The organism is Pseudomonas sp. PAMC25584 (genome assembly GCF_058135675.1).
The window spans coordinates 267,618-290,219 of record NZ_CM176870.1 but is presented as its reverse complement, the minus strand read 5'-3'; the positions used below and the strand labels follow the sequence as shown (position 1 = coordinate 290,219).

The 22,602-nt window shown below is 60.6% G+C and carries 21 protein-coding genes and 1 pseudogene; 13 read left to right on the top strand and 9 right to left on the bottom strand.

Annotation, left to right across the window (positions count from 1 at the left end):
* Positions 1-12 precede the first annotated feature (12 nt).
* Genes ACS5Q8_RS01345 through ACS5Q8_RS01335 form a run of 3 tightly spaced genes read left to right on the top strand, consistent with a single transcriptional unit; the run spans position 13 to position 3,685 of the window.
* Entirely contained in the window at positions 13-1,821 is a 1,809-nt protein-coding gene (locus tag ACS5Q8_RS01345) for a sensor histidine kinase (RefSeq protein ID WP_276195837.1), read from the top strand.
* Positions 1,818-3,203: a sigma-54-dependent transcriptional regulator gene (locus ACS5Q8_RS01340; protein ID WP_443695034.1), complete on the top strand. Its 1,386-nt coding sequence runs from the start codon at positions 1,818-1,820 to the stop codon at positions 3,201-3,203. The genes ACS5Q8_RS01345 and ACS5Q8_RS01340 overlap by 4 nt, the downstream gene beginning before the upstream one ends.
* Positions 3,204-3,229: 26 nt before the next feature.
* A complete protein-coding gene (locus ACS5Q8_RS01335; protein WP_276195835.1) occupies positions 3,230-3,685 on the top strand; it encodes a YiiD C-terminal domain-containing protein in 456 nt (151 codons plus the stop codon).
* A gap of 141 nt (positions 3,686-3,826) precedes the next feature.
* Here ACS5Q8_RS01335 and cysQ read toward each other — a convergent pair whose 3' ends face one another.
* Positions 3,827-4,663, bottom strand: a complete 837-nt coding sequence (gene cysQ / locus ACS5Q8_RS01330; protein WP_426101835.1) for a 3'(2'),5'-bisphosphate nucleotidase CysQ — start codon at positions 4,661-4,663, stop codon at positions 3,827-3,829.
* Positions 4,660-5,226: an ADP compounds hydrolase NudE gene (nudE, locus tag ACS5Q8_RS01325; protein WP_247404398.1), complete on the bottom strand. Its 567-nt coding sequence runs from the start codon at positions 5,224-5,226 to the stop codon at positions 4,660-4,662. Before nudE ends, cysQ begins: the two co-directional genes overlap by 4 nt.
* 87 nt (positions 5,227-5,313) lie before the next feature.
* On the opposite strand from nudE, the gene yrfG reads away from it, so the two are divergent.
* Positions 5,314-5,976 carry a GMP/IMP nucleotidase gene (gene yrfG, locus ACS5Q8_RS01320; RefSeq protein ID WP_443699865.1) on the top strand — a complete coding sequence of 221 codons (663 nt, stop codon included), beginning with the start codon at positions 5,314-5,316 and terminating at the stop codon, positions 5,974-5,976.
* 110 nt (positions 5,977-6,086) lie between these two features.
* Here the strand turns inward: yrfG and lysM are convergent, their stop codons facing one another.
* Positions 6,087-6,530 (bottom strand): peptidoglycan-binding protein LysM, encoded by a 444-nt coding sequence (gene lysM, locus ACS5Q8_RS01315; protein ID WP_276195832.1) that lies wholly within the window; start codon positions 6,528-6,530, stop codon positions 6,087-6,089.
* A gap of 132 nt (positions 6,531-6,662) precedes the next feature.
* Between lysM and ACS5Q8_RS01310 the strand changes: the two genes are divergently transcribed.
* The 4 genes from ACS5Q8_RS01310 to ACS5Q8_RS01295 all read left to right on the top strand — a co-directional run bounded on the left by ACS5Q8_RS01310 (position 6,663) and on the right by ACS5Q8_RS01295 (position 11,508).
* Positions 6,663-7,550 carry a LysR family transcriptional regulator gene (locus ACS5Q8_RS01310; RefSeq protein WP_443696796.1) on the top strand — a complete coding sequence of 296 codons (888 nt, stop codon included), beginning with the start codon at positions 6,663-6,665 and terminating at the stop codon, positions 7,548-7,550.
* A 97-nt stretch (positions 7,551-7,647) separates the two neighbouring features.
* Positions 7,648-8,487: a formate dehydrogenase accessory sulfurtransferase FdhD gene (gene fdhD, locus ACS5Q8_RS01305; RefSeq protein ID WP_465159762.1), complete on the top strand. Its 840-nt coding sequence runs from the start codon at positions 7,648-7,650 to the stop codon at positions 8,485-8,487.
* The gene (locus tag ACS5Q8_RS01300) at positions 8,484-10,832 is read left to right on the top strand and encodes an FdhF/YdeP family oxidoreductase (RefSeq protein WP_276195830.1); all 2,349 of its coding nucleotides are present in this window, start codon (positions 8,484-8,486) and stop codon (positions 10,830-10,832) included. The genes fdhD and ACS5Q8_RS01300 overlap by 4 nt, the downstream gene beginning before the upstream one ends.
* Before the next feature lie 199 nt (positions 10,833-11,031).
* Positions 11,032-11,508: a glycine zipper domain-containing protein gene (locus ACS5Q8_RS01295; protein ID WP_276195829.1), complete on the top strand. Its 477-nt coding sequence runs from the start codon at positions 11,032-11,034 to the stop codon at positions 11,506-11,508.
* Positions 11,509-11,586: 78 nt separating this feature from the next.
* Here ACS5Q8_RS01295 and ACS5Q8_RS01290 read toward each other — a convergent pair whose 3' ends face one another.
* From ACS5Q8_RS01290 to ACS5Q8_RS01280, 3 genes are all read right to left on the bottom strand, one after another.
* Complete coding sequence (locus ACS5Q8_RS01290) at positions 11,587-12,018, bottom strand: acyl-CoA thioesterase (RefSeq protein ID WP_253392607.1); 432 nt, start codon at positions 12,016-12,018, stop codon at positions 11,587-11,589.
* A 23-nt stretch (positions 12,019-12,041) separates the two neighbouring features.
* Positions 12,042-13,979 carry a RecQ family ATP-dependent DNA helicase gene (locus tag ACS5Q8_RS01285; RefSeq protein ID WP_276195828.1) on the bottom strand — a complete coding sequence of 646 codons (1,938 nt, stop codon included), beginning with the start codon at positions 13,977-13,979 and terminating at the stop codon, positions 12,042-12,044.
* Positions 13,980-14,263: 284 nt separating this feature from the next.
* Entirely contained in the window at positions 14,264-15,439 is a 1,176-nt protein-coding gene (locus ACS5Q8_RS01280; RefSeq protein ID WP_276195827.1) for a tetratricopeptide repeat protein, read from the bottom strand.
* A 577-nt stretch (positions 15,440-16,016) separates the two neighbouring features.
* On the opposite strand from ACS5Q8_RS01280, the gene ACS5Q8_RS01275 reads away from it, so the two are divergent.
* On the top strand, positions 16,017-16,658 hold the full coding sequence (locus ACS5Q8_RS01275) for a DUF1493 family protein (RefSeq protein ID WP_465159761.1): 642 nt from the start codon (positions 16,017-16,019) through the stop codon (positions 16,656-16,658).
* An 86-nt stretch (positions 16,659-16,744) separates the two neighbouring features.
* Here ACS5Q8_RS01275 and ACS5Q8_RS01270 read toward each other — a convergent pair whose 3' ends face one another.
* Both ACS5Q8_RS01270 and hslO read right to left on the bottom strand, forming a co-directional pair.
* Complete coding sequence (locus ACS5Q8_RS01270; protein ID WP_276195824.1) at positions 16,745-18,286, bottom strand: phosphoenolpyruvate carboxykinase; 1,542 nt, start codon at positions 18,284-18,286, stop codon at positions 16,745-16,747.
* Between the two features lie 179 nt (positions 18,287-18,465).
* Complete coding sequence (gene hslO, locus ACS5Q8_RS01265; protein ID WP_276195823.1) at positions 18,466-19,368, bottom strand: Hsp33 family molecular chaperone HslO; 903 nt, start codon at positions 19,366-19,368, stop codon at positions 18,466-18,468.
* Positions 19,369-19,494: 126 nt separating this feature from the next.
* Between hslO and ACS5Q8_RS01260 the strand changes: the two are divergent.
* Positions 19,495-19,843, top strand: a pseudogene (locus ACS5Q8_RS01260) (phosphatase PAP2 family protein); the annotation flags it as partial.
* A 53-nt stretch (positions 19,844-19,896) separates the two neighbouring features.
* Here ACS5Q8_RS01260 and ACS5Q8_RS01255 read toward each other — a convergent pair.
* Positions 19,897-20,304 (bottom strand): RNA-binding S4 domain-containing protein, encoded by a 408-nt coding sequence (locus ACS5Q8_RS01255; protein WP_426101825.1) that lies wholly within the window; start codon positions 20,302-20,304, stop codon positions 19,897-19,899.
* Positions 20,305-20,421: 117 nt separating this feature from the next.
* On the opposite strand from ACS5Q8_RS01255, the gene rimA reads away from it, so the two are divergent.
* The 3 genes from rimA to rimK are packed head-to-tail and all read left to right on the top strand — an operon-like array spanning position 20,422 to position 22,599.
* Positions 20,422-21,201, top strand: coding sequence for a S6 modification regulatory phosphodiesterase RimA (gene rimA, locus ACS5Q8_RS01250; RefSeq protein WP_443695046.1), 780 nt, complete (start codon positions 20,422-20,424; stop codon positions 21,199-21,201).
* 13 nt (positions 21,202-21,214) lie between these two features.
* A complete protein-coding gene (gene rimB / locus ACS5Q8_RS01245; protein ID WP_443695047.1) occupies positions 21,215-21,697 on the top strand; it encodes a retropepsin-like aspartic endopeptidase RimB in 483 nt (160 codons plus the stop codon).
* Positions 21,694-22,599 (top strand): 30S ribosomal protein S6--L-glutamate ligase, encoded by a 906-nt coding sequence (gene rimK / locus ACS5Q8_RS01240; RefSeq protein ID WP_049710586.1) that lies wholly within the window; start codon positions 21,694-21,696, stop codon positions 22,597-22,599. The genes rimB and rimK overlap by 4 nt, the downstream gene beginning before the upstream one ends.
* The last annotated feature ends 3 nt before the right edge of the window (positions 22,600-22,602 follow it).

Below are 22,602 nucleotides of genomic sequence, written 5' to 3'. Positions count from 1 at the left end.
CGCATGACTCCCATGACCCCATCCCTCCCGCGAAGACCCCGCTGGCGCAGCCTCGCCCTGTTGGCGCTGTGCCTGGCGCCGCTGCTGTGGCCGCTGGAGCACCTGGCCGAGCGCTACTATCGCAGCGAGCTGGCCGGGCAGAACCGTCAGACCCTCGACCTGTACGTCGCCAACCTGCTGGGCACCCTGCATCGCTATGAAGTACTGCCGCAGATCCTCGGCGACTTGCCAGCCCTGCGCACCGCGCTGGCGGCACCGCAGGTCAGTACTAATCTGGTCAACGCCAACCTGCTGCTCAAGGACGTCGCCGCCCAGGCCGGGGTCGAAGTGATGTACCTGATGGACACCACCGGCAAGACCCTAGCCGCGTCCAACTGGGACAAGCAAGACAGCTTCGTGGGGCGCAATTTCTCGTTCCGCCCCTATTTCAGCGAAGCCATGGCCGGGCGCCTGGGGCGGTTCTTCGGCCTGGGCACCACCTCGGCCAAACGCGGCTACTTCTTCGCCGCCGCGGTGCGCGATGGCGCGAAAATCATCGGTGTGCTGGTGGTCAAGGTCGACCTGGACCACACCGAAAGCCTGTGGGGCAACACCCCGGAGCAACTGCTGGTCACCGACCACAACGGCGTCGTGATCCTGACCTCGCGCCCACAATGGCGATTTCGCGCCACCCGGCCACTGACGGCCGAAGAGCACCAAGCGATTATCGCCATCCAGCCCTACCCCACCCGCGATCCGCAACCGCTGGTCTTGAGCCCGACGGCGTGGCTGCGCCAATCCACGGTCATCGCCGAAACCGGCTGGAACGTGGAGATCCTCGCGCCACAATCGTTGATCAACCGCCCGGTGCGCACCGTGGTCGCGGTGGGCGGCGCCACGCTGTTGGTGCTGATGTTGCTGCTGGGCCTGATGATGCAGCGCCGTCGGCACTACCTGGACCGCATCGCCTTCGAAGCCAAGGCCCGGCGCGAGCTGGAAATGCGCGTGGCCGAGCGCACCAGCGACCTGGAAGGCCTCAACCGGCGCCTGAAACAGGAAGTACTGGAGCGCGAACACGCCCAGCAGGAACTGGTGCGCGCCCAGGATGACCTGGTGCAGGCCGGCAAATTATCGGCGCTGGGCACCATGTCGGCGAGTATCAGCCACGAGCTCAATCAACCCCTGGCGGCGATTCGCAGTTATGCGGAAAACGCCGAAATCCTGCTCGACCATGAGCGCACCAACGATGCCCGCGGCAATCTCAAGCTGATCAGCGAACTGACCGGGCGCATGGCCTCGATCATCGCCCACTTGCGCGCTTTCGCCCGGCGCGATCGGCATGCGCCGGAAAGCGTCGCCCTGCAACCGGCGCTGGACGACGCGCTGGCGTTGCTGGCCAAGCGGCGGCGTGCGATGGAAGTCGAGTTGATCCGTGACTTGCCCGAGGCCACCCTATGGGTCGAGGCCGGTGAAACCCGCCTGCGCCAGGTGCTGGGCAACTTGCTGGCCAATGCCCTCGACGCCCTCACCGAAAAAGGCCCGCCGCGCAAACTCTGGCTGAGTGCCGAAACCACCGAACAGGGCGTCAATCTGTACATTCGCGACAACGGCCCGGGGTTTTGCATGGAAGCCCTGGGCCGCGCCAGCGAGCCGTTCTACACCACCAAGACCCGCACCCAAGGCCTCGGGCTGGGCCTGGCGATCTGTGACACCTTGATGCGTGCCTTTGGTGGCGAACTGCTGTTTGCCAACCACAAGCAAGGCGGCGCGCTGTTAACCTTGAAATTGCGTGCCGGCTCGCCGGGCGTCAGTCTGCAACCGTCCGAGGACCGCAGTGTATGAGTATCGATAACCAGATCCAGGTAGTGTTGATCGACGACGATCCACACTTGCGTCAGGCCCTGTGCCAGACCCTGGACCTGGCCGGGCTGAAAGTCCTGCCCCTGGGCGAAGCCACCGGCCTCACCGCACGCCTGTCGCGGGATTGGCCGGGCGTGGTGGTCAGCGATATCCGCATGCCCGGCATGGATGGCCTGGAGCTGCTGGCCGAGCTGCACGGCCAGGACCCGGACCTGCCGGTGCTGCTGATCACCGGCCACGGCGATGTGCCGCTGGCGGTGCAGGCCATGCGTGCCGGGGCCTATGACTTCCTTGAAAAGCCGTTCGCCAGCGACGCCCTGCTCGACAGCGTGCGCCGCGCCCTGGCCCTGCGCCGGCTGGTGCTGGATAACCGCAGCCTGCGCCTGGCCCTCAGCGATCGCCAGCAATTGAGCACGCGCCTGGTCGGGCACTCCCCGCAAATGCTGCGCCTGCGCGAGCAGATCGGCGCGCTGGCGGCAACCAAGGCCGATGTGCTGATCCTCGGCGAAACCGGCGCCGGCAAAGAGGTGGTCGCCCGCGCACTGCACGACTTGTCGAGCCGGCGCAGTGGGCCTTTCGTGGCGATCAACGCCGGAGCGCTCGCCGAATCGGTGGTCGAAAGCGAGCTGTTCGGCCACGAGCCAGGCGCCTTTACTGGCGCGCAAAAACGCCGCATCGGCAAATTCGAATTCGCCAACGGCGGCACGCTGTTCCTCGATGAAATCGAAAGCATGAGCCTGGACGTGCAGGTTAAGCTGCTGCGTCTGCTGCAGGAGCGCGTGGTCGAACGCCTGGGCGGCAATCAACTGATCCCGCTGGATATCCGCATCATTGCCGCCACCAAGGAAGACCTGCGCCAGTCCGCCGACCAGGGCCGCTTCCGCGCCGACTTGTACTACCGCCTCAACGTCGCACCGTTGCGCATTCCGCCTCTGCGCGAGCGCGGTGAAGATGCATTGATGCTGTTCCAGCACTTTGCCGACGAAGCCAGCAGCCGCCATGGCCTGCCGCTGCACGAACTGCAGCCGGGCCAGCGTGCGTTGCTGCTGCGCCACAGTTGGCCGGGCAATGTGCGCGAATTGCAGAACGCCGCCGAGCGCTTTGCCCTGGGCCTGGAATTGGCGCTGGACAACACCCCGGACAACCCGTCCGCCAGCGTGCTGACCTCCACCCCCGGCGGCCTGAGCGAACAAGTCGAACAGTTCGAAAAAAGCCTGATCGCCGCCGAACTGACCCGCCCCCACAGCTCCCTGCGCAGCCTCGCCGAAGCCCTCGGCGTACCGCGCAAAACCCTGCACGACAAGCTGCGCAAGCACGGCCTCAACTTTGCCGATAGCTCCAGCCACAGCAGCGACGACGAATGACCCACCCTACCCACCAAGAGGCCGCCATGAGCCGCGACAGCCGTTACCTGGAATCCATCCTCCACCACGACATTCCCCTCACCCGGGAAATGGGCCTCAAGGTGCTCGACTGGCAACACGGCCAATTGCAATTGCACTTGCCCTTGCAAGCCAATATCAACCACAAGAGCACCATGTTCGGTGGCAGCCTCTATTGCGGCGCCGTATTAGCGGGTTGGGGCTGGCTGCATTTGCAACTGCGCGAAGAAGGTGTTGAAGACGGGCATATCGTGATCCAGGAAGGGCAGATCAGTTATCCGCTGCCGGTCACACGAGACGCGACCGTGGTCTGCCAGGCCCCGGAGGAGAAGGTGTGGAAGCGCTTTGTGACGACGTACAAGCGACACGGTCGCGCGCGGTTGACGCTGGAGACGTGGATTGTGAATGACGGCAGTGACGAGCACGCAGTGGCGTTCAGCGGCCAGTACGTCCTCCACCGCTAGCCGCCAGGCCACAAAAACAAGTAGGAGGGGCGGTGCGACGATTCGACTTGCTCCCGACGGCGGGGTATCAGTCGGTACATCTGTGACTGAACCACCGTCATCGGGAGCAAGCTCCCTCCCACATTTTGATCTGCTGAGGCCTTAAGAGCGGGCCAGGGTCAACAAGCGTTCACGCCACGCGGCCTTCGCCGGCAACGCCAGGAAGAACGGGTTCAACAGCGAGGCCCGCGCCGGGTAGCTGAACGGCTCACCGCTCAACTCCAGCACTTCACCGCCCGCGCCTTCGAGCACGCCCTGGGCTGCGGCGGTATCCCACTGGGATGTCGGCGCCAGGCGCGGGTAGCAATCGGCGCTGCCTTCGGCCAACAGGCAAAACTTCAACGAGCTGCCGATATTCGCCAGCTTCAGCTCGCCCAACCCGTCGCTCAAACCCTTGAGCAAACGCTCCTGCTCAGGGCTGCTGTGCCGACGACTGGCAACCACGGTAAACGCCTCGCCGGCGGCCGGGGCCTGGCGCACTTGGATCGGCATCGGCGCTTCATTCACATCCGAACGCCAGGCCCCCAGGCCCGCGCCGCCAAAGTAGCAGCGGCCGCTGGTGGGCATCGACACCACGCCAAACACGACGCGGCCCTGTTCGATCAAGGCGACGTTGACGGTGAATTCCTCGCTGCCAGAAATAAACTCCTTGGTGCCATCCAACGGGTCCACCAACCACCAGCGCTGCCAGCCGGCGCGCACGTCCTGGTCGATATCGGCGTCTTCTTCGGAAAGCACCGGGATGCTCGGGTCAAGTGCGGTCAGGCCGGCGAGAATCAGATGATGAGCGGCAAGGTCCGCCGCCGTCACAGGTGAATCATCGGACTTGGACGTCACCGCCACGTTGGCACGCCAGTACGGCATGATGACTTCACCGGCCTGGCGGGCCAGCTCGATCACCGGGGCTATAAAAGGATGGCCTAGAAACAATTCGCTCATGCGCTGAACGCTCCACGCTGGGTCAACAGGTCTCGTACCAGGTACAACGCGGCCAGGGCACGGCCTTCGCTGAACTGCTCGTTTTGCGCCAGTTGCGACAGCTCGCGCAGGTTGACCCTGTCTACACGCATCGGCTCGGGTTCATCGCCTTCCAGGCGTTCTTCATACAGATCGGTGGCCAGTACCACCTGAATTTTCTGGCTCATGTAGCCAGGCGACAGCGAAAGCTCGGTGAGATGCTCCAACTGGCGTGCGCCATAGCCGGCTTCTTCCTTGAGTTCGCGGTCTGCCGCCGCCAACACATCCTCGCCCGGTTCGATCAGGCCCTTGGGCAAGGAAATCTCATAGGCGTCGGTCCCGCCACAGTACTCTTCCACCAGCAGCGCGTGGTCGGCGTCGATCATCGCCACGATCATCACCGCGCCGTAGCCGGCACCGCGCCCCACCAGACGTTCGTAGGTCCGTTCAACGCCATTGGAAAAGCGCAGTTGCACTTCCTCCACGCGAAACAAACGGCTACTGGCGACTATTTCGCGGGCGAGGACGGTGGGTTTCTGGCGCATGAGCGGCTCCTTGGCGTGATCGGGTTACTATACCGTGGCTTTTCCGATTGTCTGTGTCGGATATCTTTACTTACATGAGAACGCCCCATGCCCTCTTTGCCCTGGCACGCCATCGACACCGTCCTGCTGGACATGGACGGCACCCTGCTCGACCTGCATTACGACAACCACTTCTGGATGGAGCACCTGCCCCAACGCTACGCCGAGTTGCACGGGGTGAGCCGGGCCATGGCCGAGATGGAGCTGCAGCCGCTGTTCGAGCGTAACGCCGGCCAGTTGCAATGGTATTGCCTGGATTTCTGGAGTGCGGAGCTGAAGATCCCAGTGCGCGAACTCAAGCTGGAAACCGCCCACTTAATCGCGCTGCGCCCGGATGCGGACACCTTTCTGGCCGCGCTCAGACAGGCCGGCAAGCGCGTGATCCTGATCACCAACGCGCATCGTGATTCGCTCTCATTGAAGATGGAGCGCATTGAACTGGCGCCGTATTTCGAGCGGTTGATCAGTTCCCACGACTACGGTTTCGCCAAGGAAAACCCACAGTTTTGGGACGCCCTGCAAGCCGACATTGACTTCAACCAGGCGCGCAGCCTGTTTATCGACGACACCTTGCCGATCCTGCGCAGCGCCCGAGACTTTGGCGTGGGGCATCTGCTGGCGGTGAAAGCACCGGACAGCCAGAAAGGGCCCAAGGACACAGCTGAATTTGCAGCGGTAGATGACTACCGAGATCTCATTGCCGGACTCTGAACAACTGTGGGAGGGGGCTTGCTCCCGATAGCGGTAGGTCAGTCAACTTATGTATCGACTGAAACGCCGCGTTCGGGAGCAAGCCCCCTCCCACAGTTTTACCGCGTGTACTACTCAGGAATACGCAGTGTCTGCCCTGGGTAGATCTTGTCTGGACTCGACAACATCGGCTTGTTGGCCTCAAATATCTTGTTGTACAGGTTGGCCTTGCCGTACACCGCCAGGGAAATCGCGCTGAGGGTGTCGCCCTTTTTCACCACGACAAAACGCGCTGCCACAATCGGGTCGGTGTTGGTGACCTTGATCTGGTCATCCACGCTCGCGACACCGGCAATGTTGCCCAGCGCCAACAGGATCTTCTCTTTCTCCTCCTGGCTGGCCACTTCACCGGTCACGGTCACTTTGTCGCCGTCGACAGCGGTCTGTACGTTCGGATTACCCAGACCGACCTTGGCCACATGCGCCTTCAACTGATCACTGGCGTTTGCATTACCCGGCGTCAACAGATCGATCAACTTCTCGCCGGCTTCCTTTACAAAGCTGAGAATACTCATGGTGCTCTCTCCTTGGGGGTTAAGTTCCAGATGCAAAAGACTAGACCAGTCCTACAGAATCGGGTTCCAACCCGGCCAAAGATCCAAACGCGCTAGAATCCCCCCGCCATTGGAATAAGCCCTGGAGCGAAGATGGACATCAAGCAGCTGAAATTCCTCATCGCCCTCGACGAGACCCGTCACTTCGGCCAGGCGGCAGCGCGTTGCCATATCACCCAGCCTACCCTGTCGATGCGCCTGCGCAGCCTCGAAGAAGAACTTGAGCTTCCGCTGGTCAACCGCGGCCAGCGCTTCGAAGGCTTCACCGCACCGGGTGAACGCGTGCTGGCCTGGGCGCGCACGGTGCTGGCGGCGTATGACGGCCTGCTGGCCGAAGCCGCCGCCTGTCGCGGTAACCTGGTGGGGACGTTGCGTTTGGGCGTGGTGCCGCTGTCGAGTTTCGATCCGTTGGCGCTGATGCAACAACTGCACAAAGAACACCCAAGCCTGCGCTTTGAGCTGTCGGCACTCAGCTCCGAACAAATCCTCGAACAGTTGGCGAGCAATCGCCTGGACCTCGGCGTGTCGTACCTCGACCGCCTGGACAACGAGCGCTTCGACTCCCTGGCCCTCGGCGAAACCCGCATGGGCCTGCTGTACGACCAACGCTATTTCAGCTTCGGCGAAAAGCCGCTGAGCTGGGAGGCACTGATCGAACTGCCCCTGGGCATGCTCACCAGTGGCATGCACTTCCGCCAGTCCATCGATCACAACTTCCATAGCCGAGGCCTGCAGCCGCAGCCGCTGTTGCAGACCGATGCGGTCCATCAGTTGTTACAAGCTGTCCACGGCGGGCTGTGCTGTGCGGTGATGCCCTTGGACGGCGGCCTGGACGCCCTGACCGAGCATTTGCGCCTGCAACCGATTGAAGACGCCCGCACCCTGGCCCGCCTGGGGTTGATCATGCGACGCAGCGCCCCGCGTTCGGCGTTGGCGGAAGCATGTTTCGCGCTGTTTCAGAAATCGCAGACAGAGTCTTGATCGACGTCATCTATCGGTAGATCAGTACTGGCAATTAGACGCGACGCTTTGTCGCGCCTAGTCTAACCACTGACCCATCCGCCGTCGGTACTGCCCCATGAACGCCAAGCGCCCAGTCTGCGCGGCGCCCGCTCTTCAAACGCCCGCGCCCGCCGCCAGCCAGAGCTACCAGTTTTGCACTCTCGAACGCACTGAAGTCGCCAGCACCGCGCTGGCGGAAGAAGTGGCGTTGGCGATCACCTATAACGACATCAGCCAGGCCGTGATGCTGGTGACGCCGACGGACCTGGAAGATTTCATTGTAGGTTTCAGCATCGGCAGCGGCATTATCGCCGACGTTAGCGACATTTATGACCTCAAACTCAGCGGTACGGGCTCTGCCCAGTACGCTCAGGTGCAGATTTCCAGCCGTGCGTTCTGGAACCTCAAGCAGCAGCGCCGCCAACTGGCCGGCACCAGCGGTTGCGGGTTATGCGGCGTGGAAGCGCTGGAACAAGCCCTGCCGGACCTTGAGGTACTGCCCGGCGCGCCCCTGCCACCGGCCGAATGGCTCGACGGCCTGCGCCAGCGCATCAGCGCGTTCCAGCCTCTGGGCCAGCACAGCGGCGCGGTGCATGCGGCAGTGTTCATGAACAACCAGGGCGAGTTGTTGCTGGGCCGCGAAGACATTGGCCGACACAACGCCCTCGATAAATTGATCGGCGCATTGATCCGCCAACGGATTCCCAGCGAAGGCGGCCTGGCAATTGTCACCAGCCGTTGCAGCCTTGAGTTGATCCAGAAAGTCCTGCGCGCGGGCATCCAGACCCTGGTCAGCCTGTCGTCGCCCACCGGCCTGGCCCTGCAATGGGCACGCCGGCACAACCTCAATCTCATCCACCTGCCGCAGAAAAGTGCGCCGCGGGTCTACAGCCCTGCGATGGAGAAACAGCCGTGAGCAATCATCATCAAGCCGACCAAACCCCGACCCCGCGCTACAAGCCTTACAAAGGTGCCGCAGGCGGCTGGGGCGCGCTGATCAGCGTGGCGCAGGCATGGCTGACCAGCGACAACGCGCTGAAAAACCTGCGCATGATGCTCAAGACCAACCAGAACGGCGGCTTCGACTGCCCGGGCTGCGCCTGGGGCGATTCGCCGGAAAGCGGCATGGTCAAGTTCTGCGAAAACGGCGCCAAGGCGGTCAACTGGGAAGCCACCAAACGCCGCGTCGATGCCGCATTTTTCGCCAAACACAGCGTCACCGCCCTGATCGAGCAGAGCGACTATTGGCTGGAATACCAGGGCCGCCTGACCGAGCCGATGCGCTATGACGCACAGACCGACCGCTATCAGCCCATCAGTTGGGCGGCGGCGTTCGAGCTGATCGGCAAGCACCTCAACGCCCTGCCCAGCCCGGACATGGCCGAGTTCTACACTTCGGGTCGCGCCAGCAACGAAGCGGCGTACCTCTACCAGTTGTTCGTGCGCGCCTACGGCACCAACAACTTCCCGGATTGCTCGAACATGTGCCACGAAGCCAGCGGCGTGGCCCTGGCGCAAAGTGTCGGCGTCGGCAAAGGCACCGTGACCTTTGATGACTTCGAACACGCCGACGCGATTTTCGTCTGGGGCCAGAACCCCGGCACCAATCACCCACGCATGCTCGAACCGCTGCGCGAAGCGGTGAAACGCGGTGCTCAGGTGGTGTGCATCAACCCGCTCAAAGAGCGCGGCCTGGAACGCTTCCAGCACCCGCAACACCCGCTGGAAATGCTCACCAACGGCGACAAGCCGACCAACACCGCGTACTTCCGCCCGGCGCTGGGTGGCGATATGGCCATCCTGCGCGGCATGGCCAAGTTCCTGTTGCAATGGGAACGCCAGGCCCAGGCCGAAGGCAAGGAAGCGGTGTTCGACCACGACTTCCTCAACGAACACACCATCAACGTGCTCGATTACCTCGGCCAGATCGACGACACCTCCTGGGATGAAATCGTCGCGCAGTCCGGCCTGCCCCTGGTGGAAATCGAGCAAGCGGCGCGCATGTACGCCAAAGGCAAGAACGTGATCATGTGTTGGGCGATGGGCATCACCCAGCATCGTCACTCGGTGCCGACCATCCAGGAAATCGCCAACCTGATGCTGCTGCGCGGCAATATCGGGCGCCCGGGCGCCGGCCTGTGCCCGGTGCGCGGCCACAGTAACGTGCAGGGCGACCGCACCATGGGCATCAACGAACGTCCGCCGGTGGCGTTCCTCGACGCTCTGGAGCGGCGTTTCCAGTTCCAGGTGCCGCGAACCAACGGCCACAACGTGGTCGAAGCGATCCACGCCATGTTGGAAGGACGCGCCAAAGTGTTTATCGGCCTGGGCGGCAACTTCGCCCAAGCGACGCCAGACAGCCCGCGCACCTTCGAAGCGCTGCGCAATTGCGACCTGACCGTGCAAATCAGTACCAAGCTAAACCGCAGCCACCTGATGCACGGTAAAGACGCGCTGATCTTGCCGTGCCTGGGCCGCACCGACATCGACATCCAGGCCGAAGGCCCGCAGGCGGTCACGGTAGAAGACTCGTTCAGCATGGTCCACGGCTCCAACGGCCAGTTGCAACCGCTGTCGCCCCTGATGAAATCCGAGCCGGCCATTCTCGCCGGCATCGCCGCCGCGACCCTGGGCAGCAAACCGGTGGACTGGAACTGGCTGGTGGCCGACTACGGGCGTATTCGCGAGCTGATCGCCGACACCATCCCGGGCTTCACGGACTTCAACGAACGCATCAAGAACCCAGGCGGTTTCTACCTGGGCAACTCCGCCGGGGCACGTCGCTGGAGCACGCCTTCGGGCCGCGCCAACTTCCGCCCGAACGTCCTGCCCAAGGACCTGATCCACGAACGCACTCACGCCACCGGACGCGTGCCGGACCTGATCATGCAGTCGATGCGCTCCCACGATCAGTACAACACCACCATTTATGGCCTGGACGACCGCTATCGCGGGGTGAAAGGTCAGCGTGACGTGTTGTTCGTCAACGAAGCCGACATCATCCGCCTGGGCTTCAAACCGGGGCAGAAGGCGGACATCGTGTCGCTGTGGGAAGACGGCCGTGAACGCCGCGTAAAAGGCTTCACCTTACTGGCGTTCGATATTCCGGCGGGACAGGCAGCGGCTTACTACCCGGAAGTGAACCCGCTGGTGCCATTGGAAAGCACCGGGGATGGCAGCCATACGCCGACGTCGAAGTTTGTGGCGATTCGCCTGGAGGCGGCGAGCGACAATGGCCTGATCATGGCGCGCTCGGCGTAAATTCCGGGCACAAAAAAGGCCGCTTTTGCATAAAAGCGGCCCTTCCGAAGTAACTACAGACCCGCCAAAATCACTTAAGTTCCTTAGTGAAAACAATAACTTGGCGAATTGTGTACAAGTCGTGTTACTGGTCGGATTTCTATTGTCACAATGTCGACACAGCCTCAGGATCGCGCCGTCATCCTCTTGAGGTCTCTCTATGAAGTTCTCCTCGATTCTCTTGTTGTCCCTTGGACTGGTCAGTGGCGCAGCCATGGCCGGCGGCACCACCGAAGCCGGTGTGGGCGGCGCATTGGGCGGGGTACTCGGTTCGGTTGTCGGCCAGCAGGTCGGCGGTAACACCGGTTCGACCATCGGTGCGGCCCTGGGCGGCGCGGGCGGCAGTGCGGTTGGCGCCGACAAGCGCAGCCGCGGCGAAGCAGCCATTGGCGGCGCCCTGGGCGCAGCGGGCGGCAACGTGGTAGGCCGCAGCATGGGCGGCACCACCGGCAGCCTGATCGGCGCAGCCGCAGGCGGCGGTGCGGGTGGCGCACTGGGCAACTACATGGGCAACAAGAGCAATGAAGACGACCGTGGTTACCGTGGCCGTGACAACCGTCGTTATGACCGGGATGATCACCGTGGTCGTGGCCATGCCTATGGGCATCGCAAGAACAAGCATCACGACCGTGATTGATCAGATCTAGAGAACACTGAAGAAACAATGTGGGAGGGGCGGTGCGACGATTCGGCTTGCTCCCTCCCACATGGGTTTCTAGGCCACCAACCGCTGCAACGCCTCGCGCAACATCCCCGGAATCGTCACCGGCTGGTTCGTTCCCCGATCCACAAACACATGCACAAAGCGCCCCGCCGCACAGGCGTCCTCCTCGCCAGCCTTGAATACCGCCAACTCATACTGCACCGAGCTGTTGCCCAACTTGCCGACACGCAGGCCAATTTCGATGCGCTCGGGAAAGGCGATGGACGCAAAGTAATCACACGCCGAGCTGACCACAAACCCCACCACCTCGCCGTCATGAATATCCAAGCCACCGTGTTCGATCAGGTAGGTATTCACTGCGGTGTCAAAGAAACTGTAATAGGTCACGTTGTTCACATGGCCATACACATCATTGTCGTGCCAGCGCGTGATGATCGGCTGGAAGTGGCGGTAATCGGCGCGCTGGGGCATGGAGTCAGGCATGGGCACCTCTCGTCAAAGTGGGTTTACAGATTACTCAAATGGATTTCGGCCCACTCGCGGACCTCGGCGTAGGGGTAGTCCTCCAGCGCAGCAAAGCCAGGAATGCCGCGTGCCTTCAACTTGGTGAACAGCGGCACGCTGATACCCCCCAGGAACCGCGTCAGCCGTTCGGCGCCGGGCAGTTGGCCGTTGTGCTCATGATGCCTGTGGATAAAATCACCGCACAGCGCCATGAAGTTTTTATCCACAAGCGGCGCCAGGCTCGGCGGCGCGGGCAGATGCGCGACATGGCCGTGACACACAGAACAATGCCCGCAGCGCTGCGGCGCATTTTCATCACCAAAATACCGGGCCAGGCGCTGGCCCAGGCAGTGTTCGGTGGCAAACAGATCGAGCATCGCGTGAATCCGCGCCACTTCTGTGACCTCGTGTTGCTTGAAGCCTGTGTATAACTCGGCGCTCAACACCTGCGGGTCGAAATCGGTATTCAGCAGGCTGTAAACCTCCGTCATCTGCTTGCTTTCCAGCTCGATCAGGCCCTGTTCCTGGAAGTAATCCAGCGCTTTCACCACGCGATTGCGCTCGGCGTGGTGCTGTTGATAAAGCGCGTCGAAATCCACTGTCGCCCAGGTCTTGGCACGTTTACACACCTGGATGATCGCTGCGACAAACGCCTGCCGTTCCCCGGAAAACCGCGCCAACAAGGCGTCGGGCTCGATCAGGTACTTGAACCGGTACTCGGCGTAAAACGCATAGCGCGGCGCGATCACACCTTTGAGTTCCAACTGCACCAGCAGCGTTTTGAGGGGCAGCTCGCGGATGTTGCTGTGGTCCGACAGCGACCGCAGCAGAAACTCCCACTGCCCATCCCCCCGCGCCGCCTGCAACTCTTCCAGCACACGGCGAATGCCTTCCTGCTCGGGCGTGTCGCCGTACACGAAGTTTTCCAGCACATTGAGGCTGTCGCGGTTGGCGAGCACCAGGCAATCCGAGGGCTGCCCGTCACGCCCGGCACGGCCGATTTCCTGGCTGTAGTTCTCGATGGATTTGGGCAGGTCAAAATGCACCACATTGCGGATATCGCTCTTGTCGATGCCCATGCCAAACGCGATGGTGGCGACGATGCAATTGGAACGCCCGCCCATGAAGCGCTGCTGGATGCCCTCGCGTTTGTCGTGGGGCAGGCCGGCGTGATACGCCTCGGCCTGGATGCCATTGCGATTCAAGTGCTCGGCGATCTGTTCGGCGGTTTTCTGCAACGTGACGTAGACGATGCTCGGTTGGTTGGGCCGCTCGCTCATCCATTGCACCAGCCGCCGACGCTTGTCCGCGCCGCTCACCGGCTCTACCAACAGGTTGAGGTTCGGCCGGTAGAAGCCCGTGGTGATCACGTCGTCAGGCGCAATGGCGAACTTGGCCTGCATGTCGGCAATCACCTTGGGCGTCGCTGTAGCCGTCAGCAGCAGCGCTTGTGGGATATTGAACTGACGCTGGTAGTCCGGCAGCTTCAAATAGTCCGGACGGAAGTTGTGGCCCCATTCGGAAATACAGTGCGCCTCGTCCACTACCAGCAACGAAATGGGCACGCTTTGCAGGAAGTTGCGAAAACGCTCGTTCTTCAAGCGCTCCACGGAAATCATCAGGATTTTCAACTCACCCGAACGCGCACGAGCCATCACCTCATTGGCCTCATCGCGGCTTTGCGCCGAATCGATACTACCGGCCGAGATGCCATGGCGTTGCAGGAAACCCAACTGGTCCTGCATCAGCGCCAGCAACGGCGACACCACCAGCGTCAGGTGCGGTAGCAACACCGCCGACAACTGGTAACACAGGGACTTACCCGACCCGGTAGGAAAAATCGCCGCCGCCGAACGACCGGCCAGCACGGCACTGACCGCGGCTTCCTGGCCCAAACGAAATTGTGGATAACCAAAGACCTGCTGGAGGGTGTCGTGCATAAGCTGTCACTCCATTGACCGCTGAAGGTGGCTCAAAAACATAGCCTGGGATGCTCAGCGAATCGAGATAGGTCGCAAGGAAAAAAGAGACAGGATGATACACAGACTGGGGCAATGGCCTTGGGCCAAATGCGACAAGTTCGACTGTGTCAGTAGGAACATCACAAACCAAATGTGGGAAGGGGATTGCTCCCGATGGCGGTGTATCAGTCAGAAATTAATCGACTGAATTAGCGCCATCGGGAGCAACCCCCCTCCCACATTAGAACTGCCCTACAGCTAAATCAGCGGTTTTGCACGCGCTCGATAGCCGTGTCATACACCGGATTGGCCTTCTGCTCCTTGGCCAACTGGTAGTGACGCAACGCATCCGCGAACTGCCCCGCTGCTTCGTAGATCCGCGCAATGTTGTAGTAGGCGCCGGCACGCACGGTCGCAGCATTGGCACCGGTAGCGAGGGCGATGGCCTTGCGGTTGGCCCAGATCGACTCGGCGGTGTTGCCGGCCTTCTGATAGGCCAGGCCCAGGTTGCCGTAGGCTTTGCCGAAGCTATTGTCCAGGTCGATGGCCTGACGGAACAGGTCGATGGCTTCCTCCAGCTTGCCAGCCTGGTAGGCCGCTTCACCTTGCAGGTTCAGACGCTTCGCATCCGTTTGCGCGGAAGAGCTGACAGCCACGGCCGCGACTGCAACGCTGTCATCCAGCAACGGTTTGACTTCATTGAGCACGTCCTTGGCGTCCACCTTCACACCGCTGAAGGTGTTGATATCCTGGAAGTCACCGCTTCCGGTCATGCGGAACACTGTCCACAGGTTGCCACTGCGGTTTTTCGGCACGTAGTAAGTACGCACGAGGGACTGGCCCATGTACACGAACACCTTGGCCTCACTGTTGGACAGCTGACGCGAACCTGGGTTGGCGATGTTGGTGAAGTCATGCACGGCATACACGTAGCTTTCGCCGAAGTGTTTTTTCTGCAGGGTGATGGTTTCCGGGCCGTAGCTGTCGACGTCGTCCACATCCAGCTCAGCATCGGCACCCTGCTGATTCTCGAAGTAGATGTTGTTGCCGGGGAAAATCATGTGGGAGTCGAGGTCTTCCGGGGTCTTGCCCCAGGTCAGCACCACACGCAGGCCGTCGAGGTTTTCCATCACTGGGCTGATGGCGTAGGTCATGCCTGCACACGGGCACTTCACTACCAGGTTGGAATAGCCGGGCTTCTTGATGATCAGCAGGTTGCTGGCATCATCGGCCGCTTCGCTGGTGAGGGTCACCTGGCCCTGGGCGTTGGTACGGCCCACTACGTTCTGTGCGCCGTTACGTTGCAGCAGGACTTCGGCGTCGGCGATTTTCTGGTCCTTGACCACCGCACTGAGCACCTCGATTGGCAACTGCTCGGCCTGAACTGAAAACGCTACCGCACACAATGACATCGCCGAAGCGACACGAAGCAAACCCATGCTTAACTCCCTTTAAGTAGTGGACGGGATCGTCCTACAAGATTTTGCGGTGAAACATACGCTGAATTTAGAGCGCTGGCAGAATTTTTCTACAGATTGTGATGTGGTTTTATCGAGCACTGGGTACTACGCCAAGATCAGCTTTTGCCTTGGAGGACGGGCAAACGCAGCGCCCACAATTGATTGGTTTTACCCGGCAAGTCGCTAGCGAAATAAAAAATGCCGGAAGCGCCTGTAAGAAACCGTCAAATACAGCGTAATCCTCTTCCTAAACCGCTTCAAACACCCGCGTGGCCCTCTATAGAAGTGACCTGCGGCTGACCGAAAATAGCGGCTTCTCAACTATTTCGGCAAAAGCCCGTGAATTTAGAAAGGACTCAATACATCGGTCATTACGGCGTCACGCTCTCCGTGATTCGCTTCACCGTAAAGCCTAACGGCAAGCAAGCGCTCAGCGATTTGATATCTCGCAAACCCTGCAACTTGCATAGCGCAGACATCATCATCGGCCTCGATGCTCAGGCGAGCGGTGGCATAGACACTCAGCGCTCAAGCATCTCAATGCACGTGTATTCACATGAACCATAATCAATGGCTTTACCTACAGACGGCGTTATTTCTTGCCTTCTATTTATTGCTTTACTACAAAATCACCGACTGCATGCTAAGAAAGCGTTTCGCCGTTACCTTCGTCGTCACTGGGTTAGTCCTTTTGTTCTGGCTACCCTACGTCGCCATCATCCTTAGCATTCAACTCCTTCCTCTAGCCCTGTTATTGATAGGCTTGGCACTCTTCATCACCCGAAACAAATTTCGCCTCAAACGCAACCATCCCCCTCACCCACTCCTGCGTGCCCCCACCATGAACCTCGCCCCCAACTTCCCCGAAGACCCCGTCATGCAGCAGCTCCTGCAACTGCTGCACGAAGAAATCGGCCTGCCGAAACACAAGATCATTCGCCTCGAAACCTCACTCAACTTCGACCTCGGCTGCGACGGCAGCGAGGCCAAGCAACTCATGGAAGCACTGGAGCAGGAATTCGCCCTCGATCTGGGCGACTACGACACTTATCGTTACTTCAACCCACCGGTGTTTGATGTGTTCCTCAAGCGGCGGGCCAAGGGGCGTGGCGAAAAGGTGCCGCTGACCATCGGCATGCTTTATCTGGCGATCAAAACCCATAGCTGGGACACGCAGACGCTGGAAAATCTGAGCTAACCAGCAAAACAGCCGCAGGCGCCAACTGACCGTTCGCGCAAAAAAAAGCCGCCCACATGGGGCGGCCTTTTCACAACGACCGAATCTTACAACTTCGGACCCGCTGCCTTGATCGCTTCGCTCACGTCAAACTTCTTGAAGTTCTCAACGAACAAACCCGCCAGCGCCTTCGCCGCTTCATCGTAGGCAGCCTTGTCAGCCCAGGTGTTACGGGGGTTCAACAGGCCGGTCTCAACGCCCGGCACAGCCAATGGCACGTCCAGGTTGATGGTGTTGAGGTGTTCGGTTTCAACGCCGATCAACGCGCCGCTCTGGATCGCTGCGATCACGCCACGGGTGGTCGGGATGTTGAAGCGTTGGCCGACGCCGTAGCCGCCGCCGGTCCAGCCGGTGTTGACCAGGTAGACCTTGGAGCCGAAGCCGCGGATGCGCTTGATCAGCAGCTCGGCGTATTCGCCAGCCGGGCGCGGGAAGAACGGCGCGCCAAAGCAAGTCGAGAAGGTCGACTTGATGCCGCTGCCCGAACCCATTTCAGTCGAGCCCACCAGTGCGGTGTAGCCGGACAGGAAGTGGTAGGCGGCTTGTTCTTCGCTGAGGATCGACACAGGCGGAAGTACGCCGGTCAGGTCGCAGGTCAGGAAGATCACCGCGTTTGGCTCGCCACCGAGGTTTTTCTCGGAACGCTTGGCTATGTGCTCAAGCGGGTAGGCGGCTCGGCTGTTCTGGGTCAGGCTGACATCGCTGTAGTCGGCGTGCTTGGCCTCGTCGATGACGACGTTTTCCAGAACGGCGCCGTGCTTGATGGCTTTCCAGATAACCGGCTCGTTCTTCTCGGACAGGTCGATGCACTTGGCATAGCAACCGCCTTCGATGTTGAACACTACGCCCTCGCCCCAGCCATGTTCGTCGTCACCGATCAGGTAACGGCTTTCGTCGGCGGACAGAGTGGTCTTGCCAGTGCCGGACAGGCCGAAGAACAGGGTCACGTCGCCTGCTTCGCCGATGTTGGCGGCGCAGTGCATCGGCAGTACGTCGACGGCCGGCAGCAGGAAGTTCTGCACCGAGAACATGGCTTTCTTCATTTCACCGGCGTAAAGCATGCCGGCGATCAACACTTTTTTCTGGGCGAAGTTGAGGATCACGCAACCGTCGGAGTTGGTGCCGTCACGCTCAGGCACGCACTCGAAGTTGGCCACGTTGAGCACTTGCCACTCATCACGGCCGGCCGGGTTGTACTGGGCCGGGTTGATGAACAGGCAAAGACCGAACAGGTTATGCCAGGCAGTCTGGGTGGTCATCTTCACGGCCAGGTAGTGGTCTTCGGAAGCCCCTACATGGACGTGGGAAACAAAATGCTCTTGCGCGTTGTTGAATGCCTCGACGCGAGCCCACAGGGCATCGAACTTGTCGGCCGGGAACTTGCGGTTGATCGGGCCCCAGGCAATGGCGTCCTGGGTCGAAGGCTCTTCAACGATGAAACGGTCAACTGGCGAACGGCCGGTACGGTGACCGGTTTCTACGACCAGCGCGCCAGTATCGGCAAGCACGCCTTCACCGCGCTGCAGGGCTTCTTTGACCAGATCGTCAACACTCAGATCGGTGTATACGGCGTTATTGGCTTGCGTCATGAGGTTCCCCGTCGGCCTATGGCCGAGTGCTCCAAACGTTTTGTAGTAGAAAGTTGCGCACTACTACCGCGAAAAAAGTGGGCCGGATTATGCCAGAAAAGCCCAAAAAAAGTAGGGCCCTCCCGTCAGAACAGCGCTAATCCGGCAATTGTCAGGTGATTTACCTGTGCTTAAACGTTTTAGTGGCGGGTATCAGAGGGCGTGTCGATACCAGCGCCGGCGAACAATTGGACGATATCAGCGGCGTCGAACAGGTACCGCTGGTTGCAAAACTGGCAGTCGATCTCGATATGACCACCGTGTTCCACCACCAGGTTTTGCGCATCTTCCAGGCCGAGGCTGACCAGCGCATTCGCCGAGCGCTCGCGGGAGCAACTGCAATGGAAGCGCAGGCCCTGCGCATCGAACAGGCGCACAGCCTCTTCGTGGTACAGGCGGTGCAGGATGGTTTCGTTGTCCAGGGCCAACAGCTCTTCAGCGGTCAGGGTGCCGGCCAGGGCAGTGAGGTTGCGCCAGCTTTCAGTGCGGTCGTCGTCATCCTTGATGCGGTCGGCGGGCAACTGTTGCAGCAACAGGCCACGGGCGCGCTTGCCGTCGGCGTTGAGCCAGAAACGCGTGCCAATCTGCTGGGACATGACGAAATAGTTGGTGAAGCAGTCCGACAGGTTTTCGCCGTCGAGGTCGACGATGCCCTGGTAACGCTGGCCTTCGGTCGGGTCGACGGTGAGCGCCAGCACGCCGTTGGGCATCAGGTCGGCCAGGGTGGCGTCAGGGGCGATCAGGTCAGCGTCATACCGGGCCAGACCACGGATCTCACGCTCGCTGGAGCACTCGATCATCAGCAACGGGACCGGACCTTCGGAGCGGGCTTGCAGGATCAGCAAGCCGTCGAATTTCATGCTGCCTACCAGCAGCGCCGCGGCGGCCATCAACTCACCGAGCAGTTGCGCGACAGGCTCCGGATAGGGGTGCTTGGCGAGGACTTCGGCATAGCTGCGCTCCAGCGAGACCAGTTCGCCACGGGCGTCGTTCTCGTCGAAGATGAAGCGTTGGGTGAAGTCGGTATCCGGTAAATCAGTCATAGGTCTAGGTATCTGAATTGATGACAAGATTATTACAAATTTTATAAAAATGAACGCTTTAGCACCATTATGGTGCGGCCCTCTCCTGAAAACAGAGAGCTTATAGAGAGCGAAGAGGGACAGTTTATGAACAATCCGGGTTTGTTCCAAGCCAAGTGGAATCCCCGGCGATGGGCTCTTTGCAATTTACTCGCAATCGGGCTGCTGTGTTTTTGGCTGTGGCCCGCGGGCCAGATGCTGTGCGTGTTTTTCGACGAGTGGCTGTTTCACCTGCTCAATGCCCCGCTGGCGAACAATTCGACCTGGCTGCATGCGTGGGCCGTGGCCAGCCAGCGGCGTTTGATGTCGATGCTGCTCAGCGGCGCTGATTCAGATGAGCGACTATTTCCCGGGGCTGGAGAAAACCTGCGCGTTGAAAGACCGTTCGAGCCAGGGTGTCCCTGGGGATCATGCTTCGGTGTTGCTGATCTGGGGGCCGGCGCGCGCTGCCACATGCATCGATCTGCTTTGCGCTGAAGATGTGCGCGGTCAATCGTCATTACCACTGCCGCGAAACTTGAACAGGTCACGGCGCTGCTTCTTGCTCGGCTTGCCATCGGTGGTCATGCCTGTGGCACCGGCCTTGCGCATGGCCGCTGCGTTTTCGCGCTTGGCAATGCTGGCTTCGGTCTCGGCGTACAGCGCCTGCGCTTCGGGCGCGCCACGGCGCACGGCGGAAAGCGCCTGGACCACGATCGTTTTTTCGTCAAACCCTATACGAATCTGCAACTCATCGCCGACGCGCGGCTCTTTGCCCGGCTTGCAGCGTTCGCCGCGATGATGCACCTTGCCACTCTCGATAGCGGCCTTGGCCAAGGCACGGGTTTTATAGAAGCGCGCCGCCCATAGCCACTTGTCCAGACGGATTTTGTCTTCCTCTGCCTGCTTCTGAGCCACTTGAATTCCTCGCACTGAAAAATGCCGCAACTTTAACTGTTGAAACGCTTCGACGCATAAACCCCAAGGCTCACCTAAGATACGCCAGGTAGCCGCCTGTTTTCGCGAGGATACGCTGTGACCGACTTCCCGACTTCACTCACATCGCCCAACCAGCGTTGCGTGGGCTGCCAGCAAAGCGAGCAATTGGGTTTTGATTTTGCATTCGCCTACCAACCGATCGTAGACCTTCGCGACCATTCGGTGTTCGCCCACGAAGCCTTGGTGCGAGGCACGCAGGGTGAGGGCGCGTTGTCGGTGTTAAACCAGGTCAACGATAGCAACCGCTACCGTTTCGACCAGCGCTGCCGCACCAAAGCGATCGCCGGCGCCGCCGCCCTGGGGATGCAAACCTATCTTTCCATCAATTTCATGCCCAACGCGGTGTATCGACCCGAGCTGTGCATTCGCAGCACCCTGGAGGCCGCCCGCACGCACAATTTTCCGCTGAATCAGCTGATTTTCGAGACGCTGGAAAGCGAGCACATAGATAACCATCGCCATTTGACGAATATTCTGCGTGAATACCGCGAATTCGGCTTCAAAACTGCCATCGACGATTTCGGCGCGGGCTATTCGGGGCTGAACCTACTGGCCGATTTCCAACCTGACTTGATCAAACTCGACATGGCGCTGATCCGCAATATCGACCAGGATCGTGTCCGCCAGGTCATCGTCCGGGGGATTGTCACAATCTGTGAGCAGTTGGGCGTTACTGTCATCGCTGAAGGCATTGAAAGTGCCGGTGAGCGTGACTTCCTGTCCGACTGTGGAATATTTCTGATGCAGGGCTACTGGTTCGCCAGACCCGCATTCAACGCGCTGGCCGAGGTTTCCCCTCAAGCCTGGGCGAATTGACCGGTTACCCATATTGAAGACATTTGACCATTTGACCGTTGTCGGTCTGCGTGAGTGGGTGGCACTTCCCGACTTGGGAGTGGCAGGCCTGCGCGCGAAGATCGACACCGGAGCCAGCACCTCAAGCCTGCATGCCACCGATATCGAGCCCTTTGAGCGCGACGGTGAGAAATGGGTGCGTTTTACCGCACACCTGGGCAGCGTCGTGCAGTTGCGTCACCGACGCTGCGAAGCGCCGCTGATGGCGATGAAAACCATCAAGAGCTCCAATGGTCATGCGCAGGTGCGCTATGTGATCAGCACCACCCTGGCATTGGGCGACCGGGTATGGCGGGTCGAATTCACCCTCGCCTGCCGCAAGGCCATGCGCTACCGCCTGCTCCTCGGTTCCAAAGCGCTGATTGACGGCCAGTTGGTGGTCAATCCCGGCGTCAAGTACGTTCAAGACAAGCCGGTGTTCCCGGTCTCTACTATTTCTGCCCCAGGTGCTGCATGAAGATTGCTGTGCTGTCGCGAAACCCGCGCCTATATTCCACCCGCCGCCTGGTCGAGGCCGGCACCGAACGCGGCCATGAAATGGTGGTGATCGACACGTTGCGTGCGTATATGAATATTGCCAGCCATAAGCCGCAGATCCACTACCGCGGCAAACCATTGGAAGGCTTTGACGCGGTAATCCCGCGTATCGGCGCCTCGGTGACCTTTTATGGCTGCGCGGTGCTGCGCCAGTTTGAAATGATGGGCGTCTCCCCGCTGAATGAATCCGTCGCGATTGCGCGCTCACGGGACAAGCTGCGCTCGCTGCAATTGCTCTCGCGCCGGGGTATCGGCCTGCCGGTTACAGGCTTTGCCCACTCTCCGGACGACATTCCCGACCTGATCGAAATGGTCAACGGCGCGCCGCTGGTGATCAAGGTGCTGGAAGGCACCCAGGGCATCGGCGTGGTGCTGTGCGAAACCGCCACGGCGGCGGAGTCGGTGATCGAGGCGTTCATGGGCCTCAAGCAGAACATCATGGTGCAGGAATACATCAAGGAAGCCGGCGGTGCGGATATCCGCTGCTTCGTGGTCGGCGACAAGGTGATTGCCGCGATGAAACGCCAGGCCAAGCCTGGAGAGTTCCGCTCCAACCTGCACCGTGGCGGCAGCGCCAGCCTGATCAAGATCACCCCCGAAGAACGCATGACCGCGCTACGGGCGGCCAAGGTCATGGGGTTGAGCGTGGCGGGTGTGGATATCCTGCGCTCCAACCATGGCCCACTGGTGATGGAAGTCAATTCATCACCCGGCCTGGAAGGCATCGAGACTACCACCGGCAAGGATGTGGCGGGGATCATCATTCAGCATCTGGAGAAGAGTGGTGGGGCGAATATGACCAGGACCAAAGGCAAGGGCTGATCG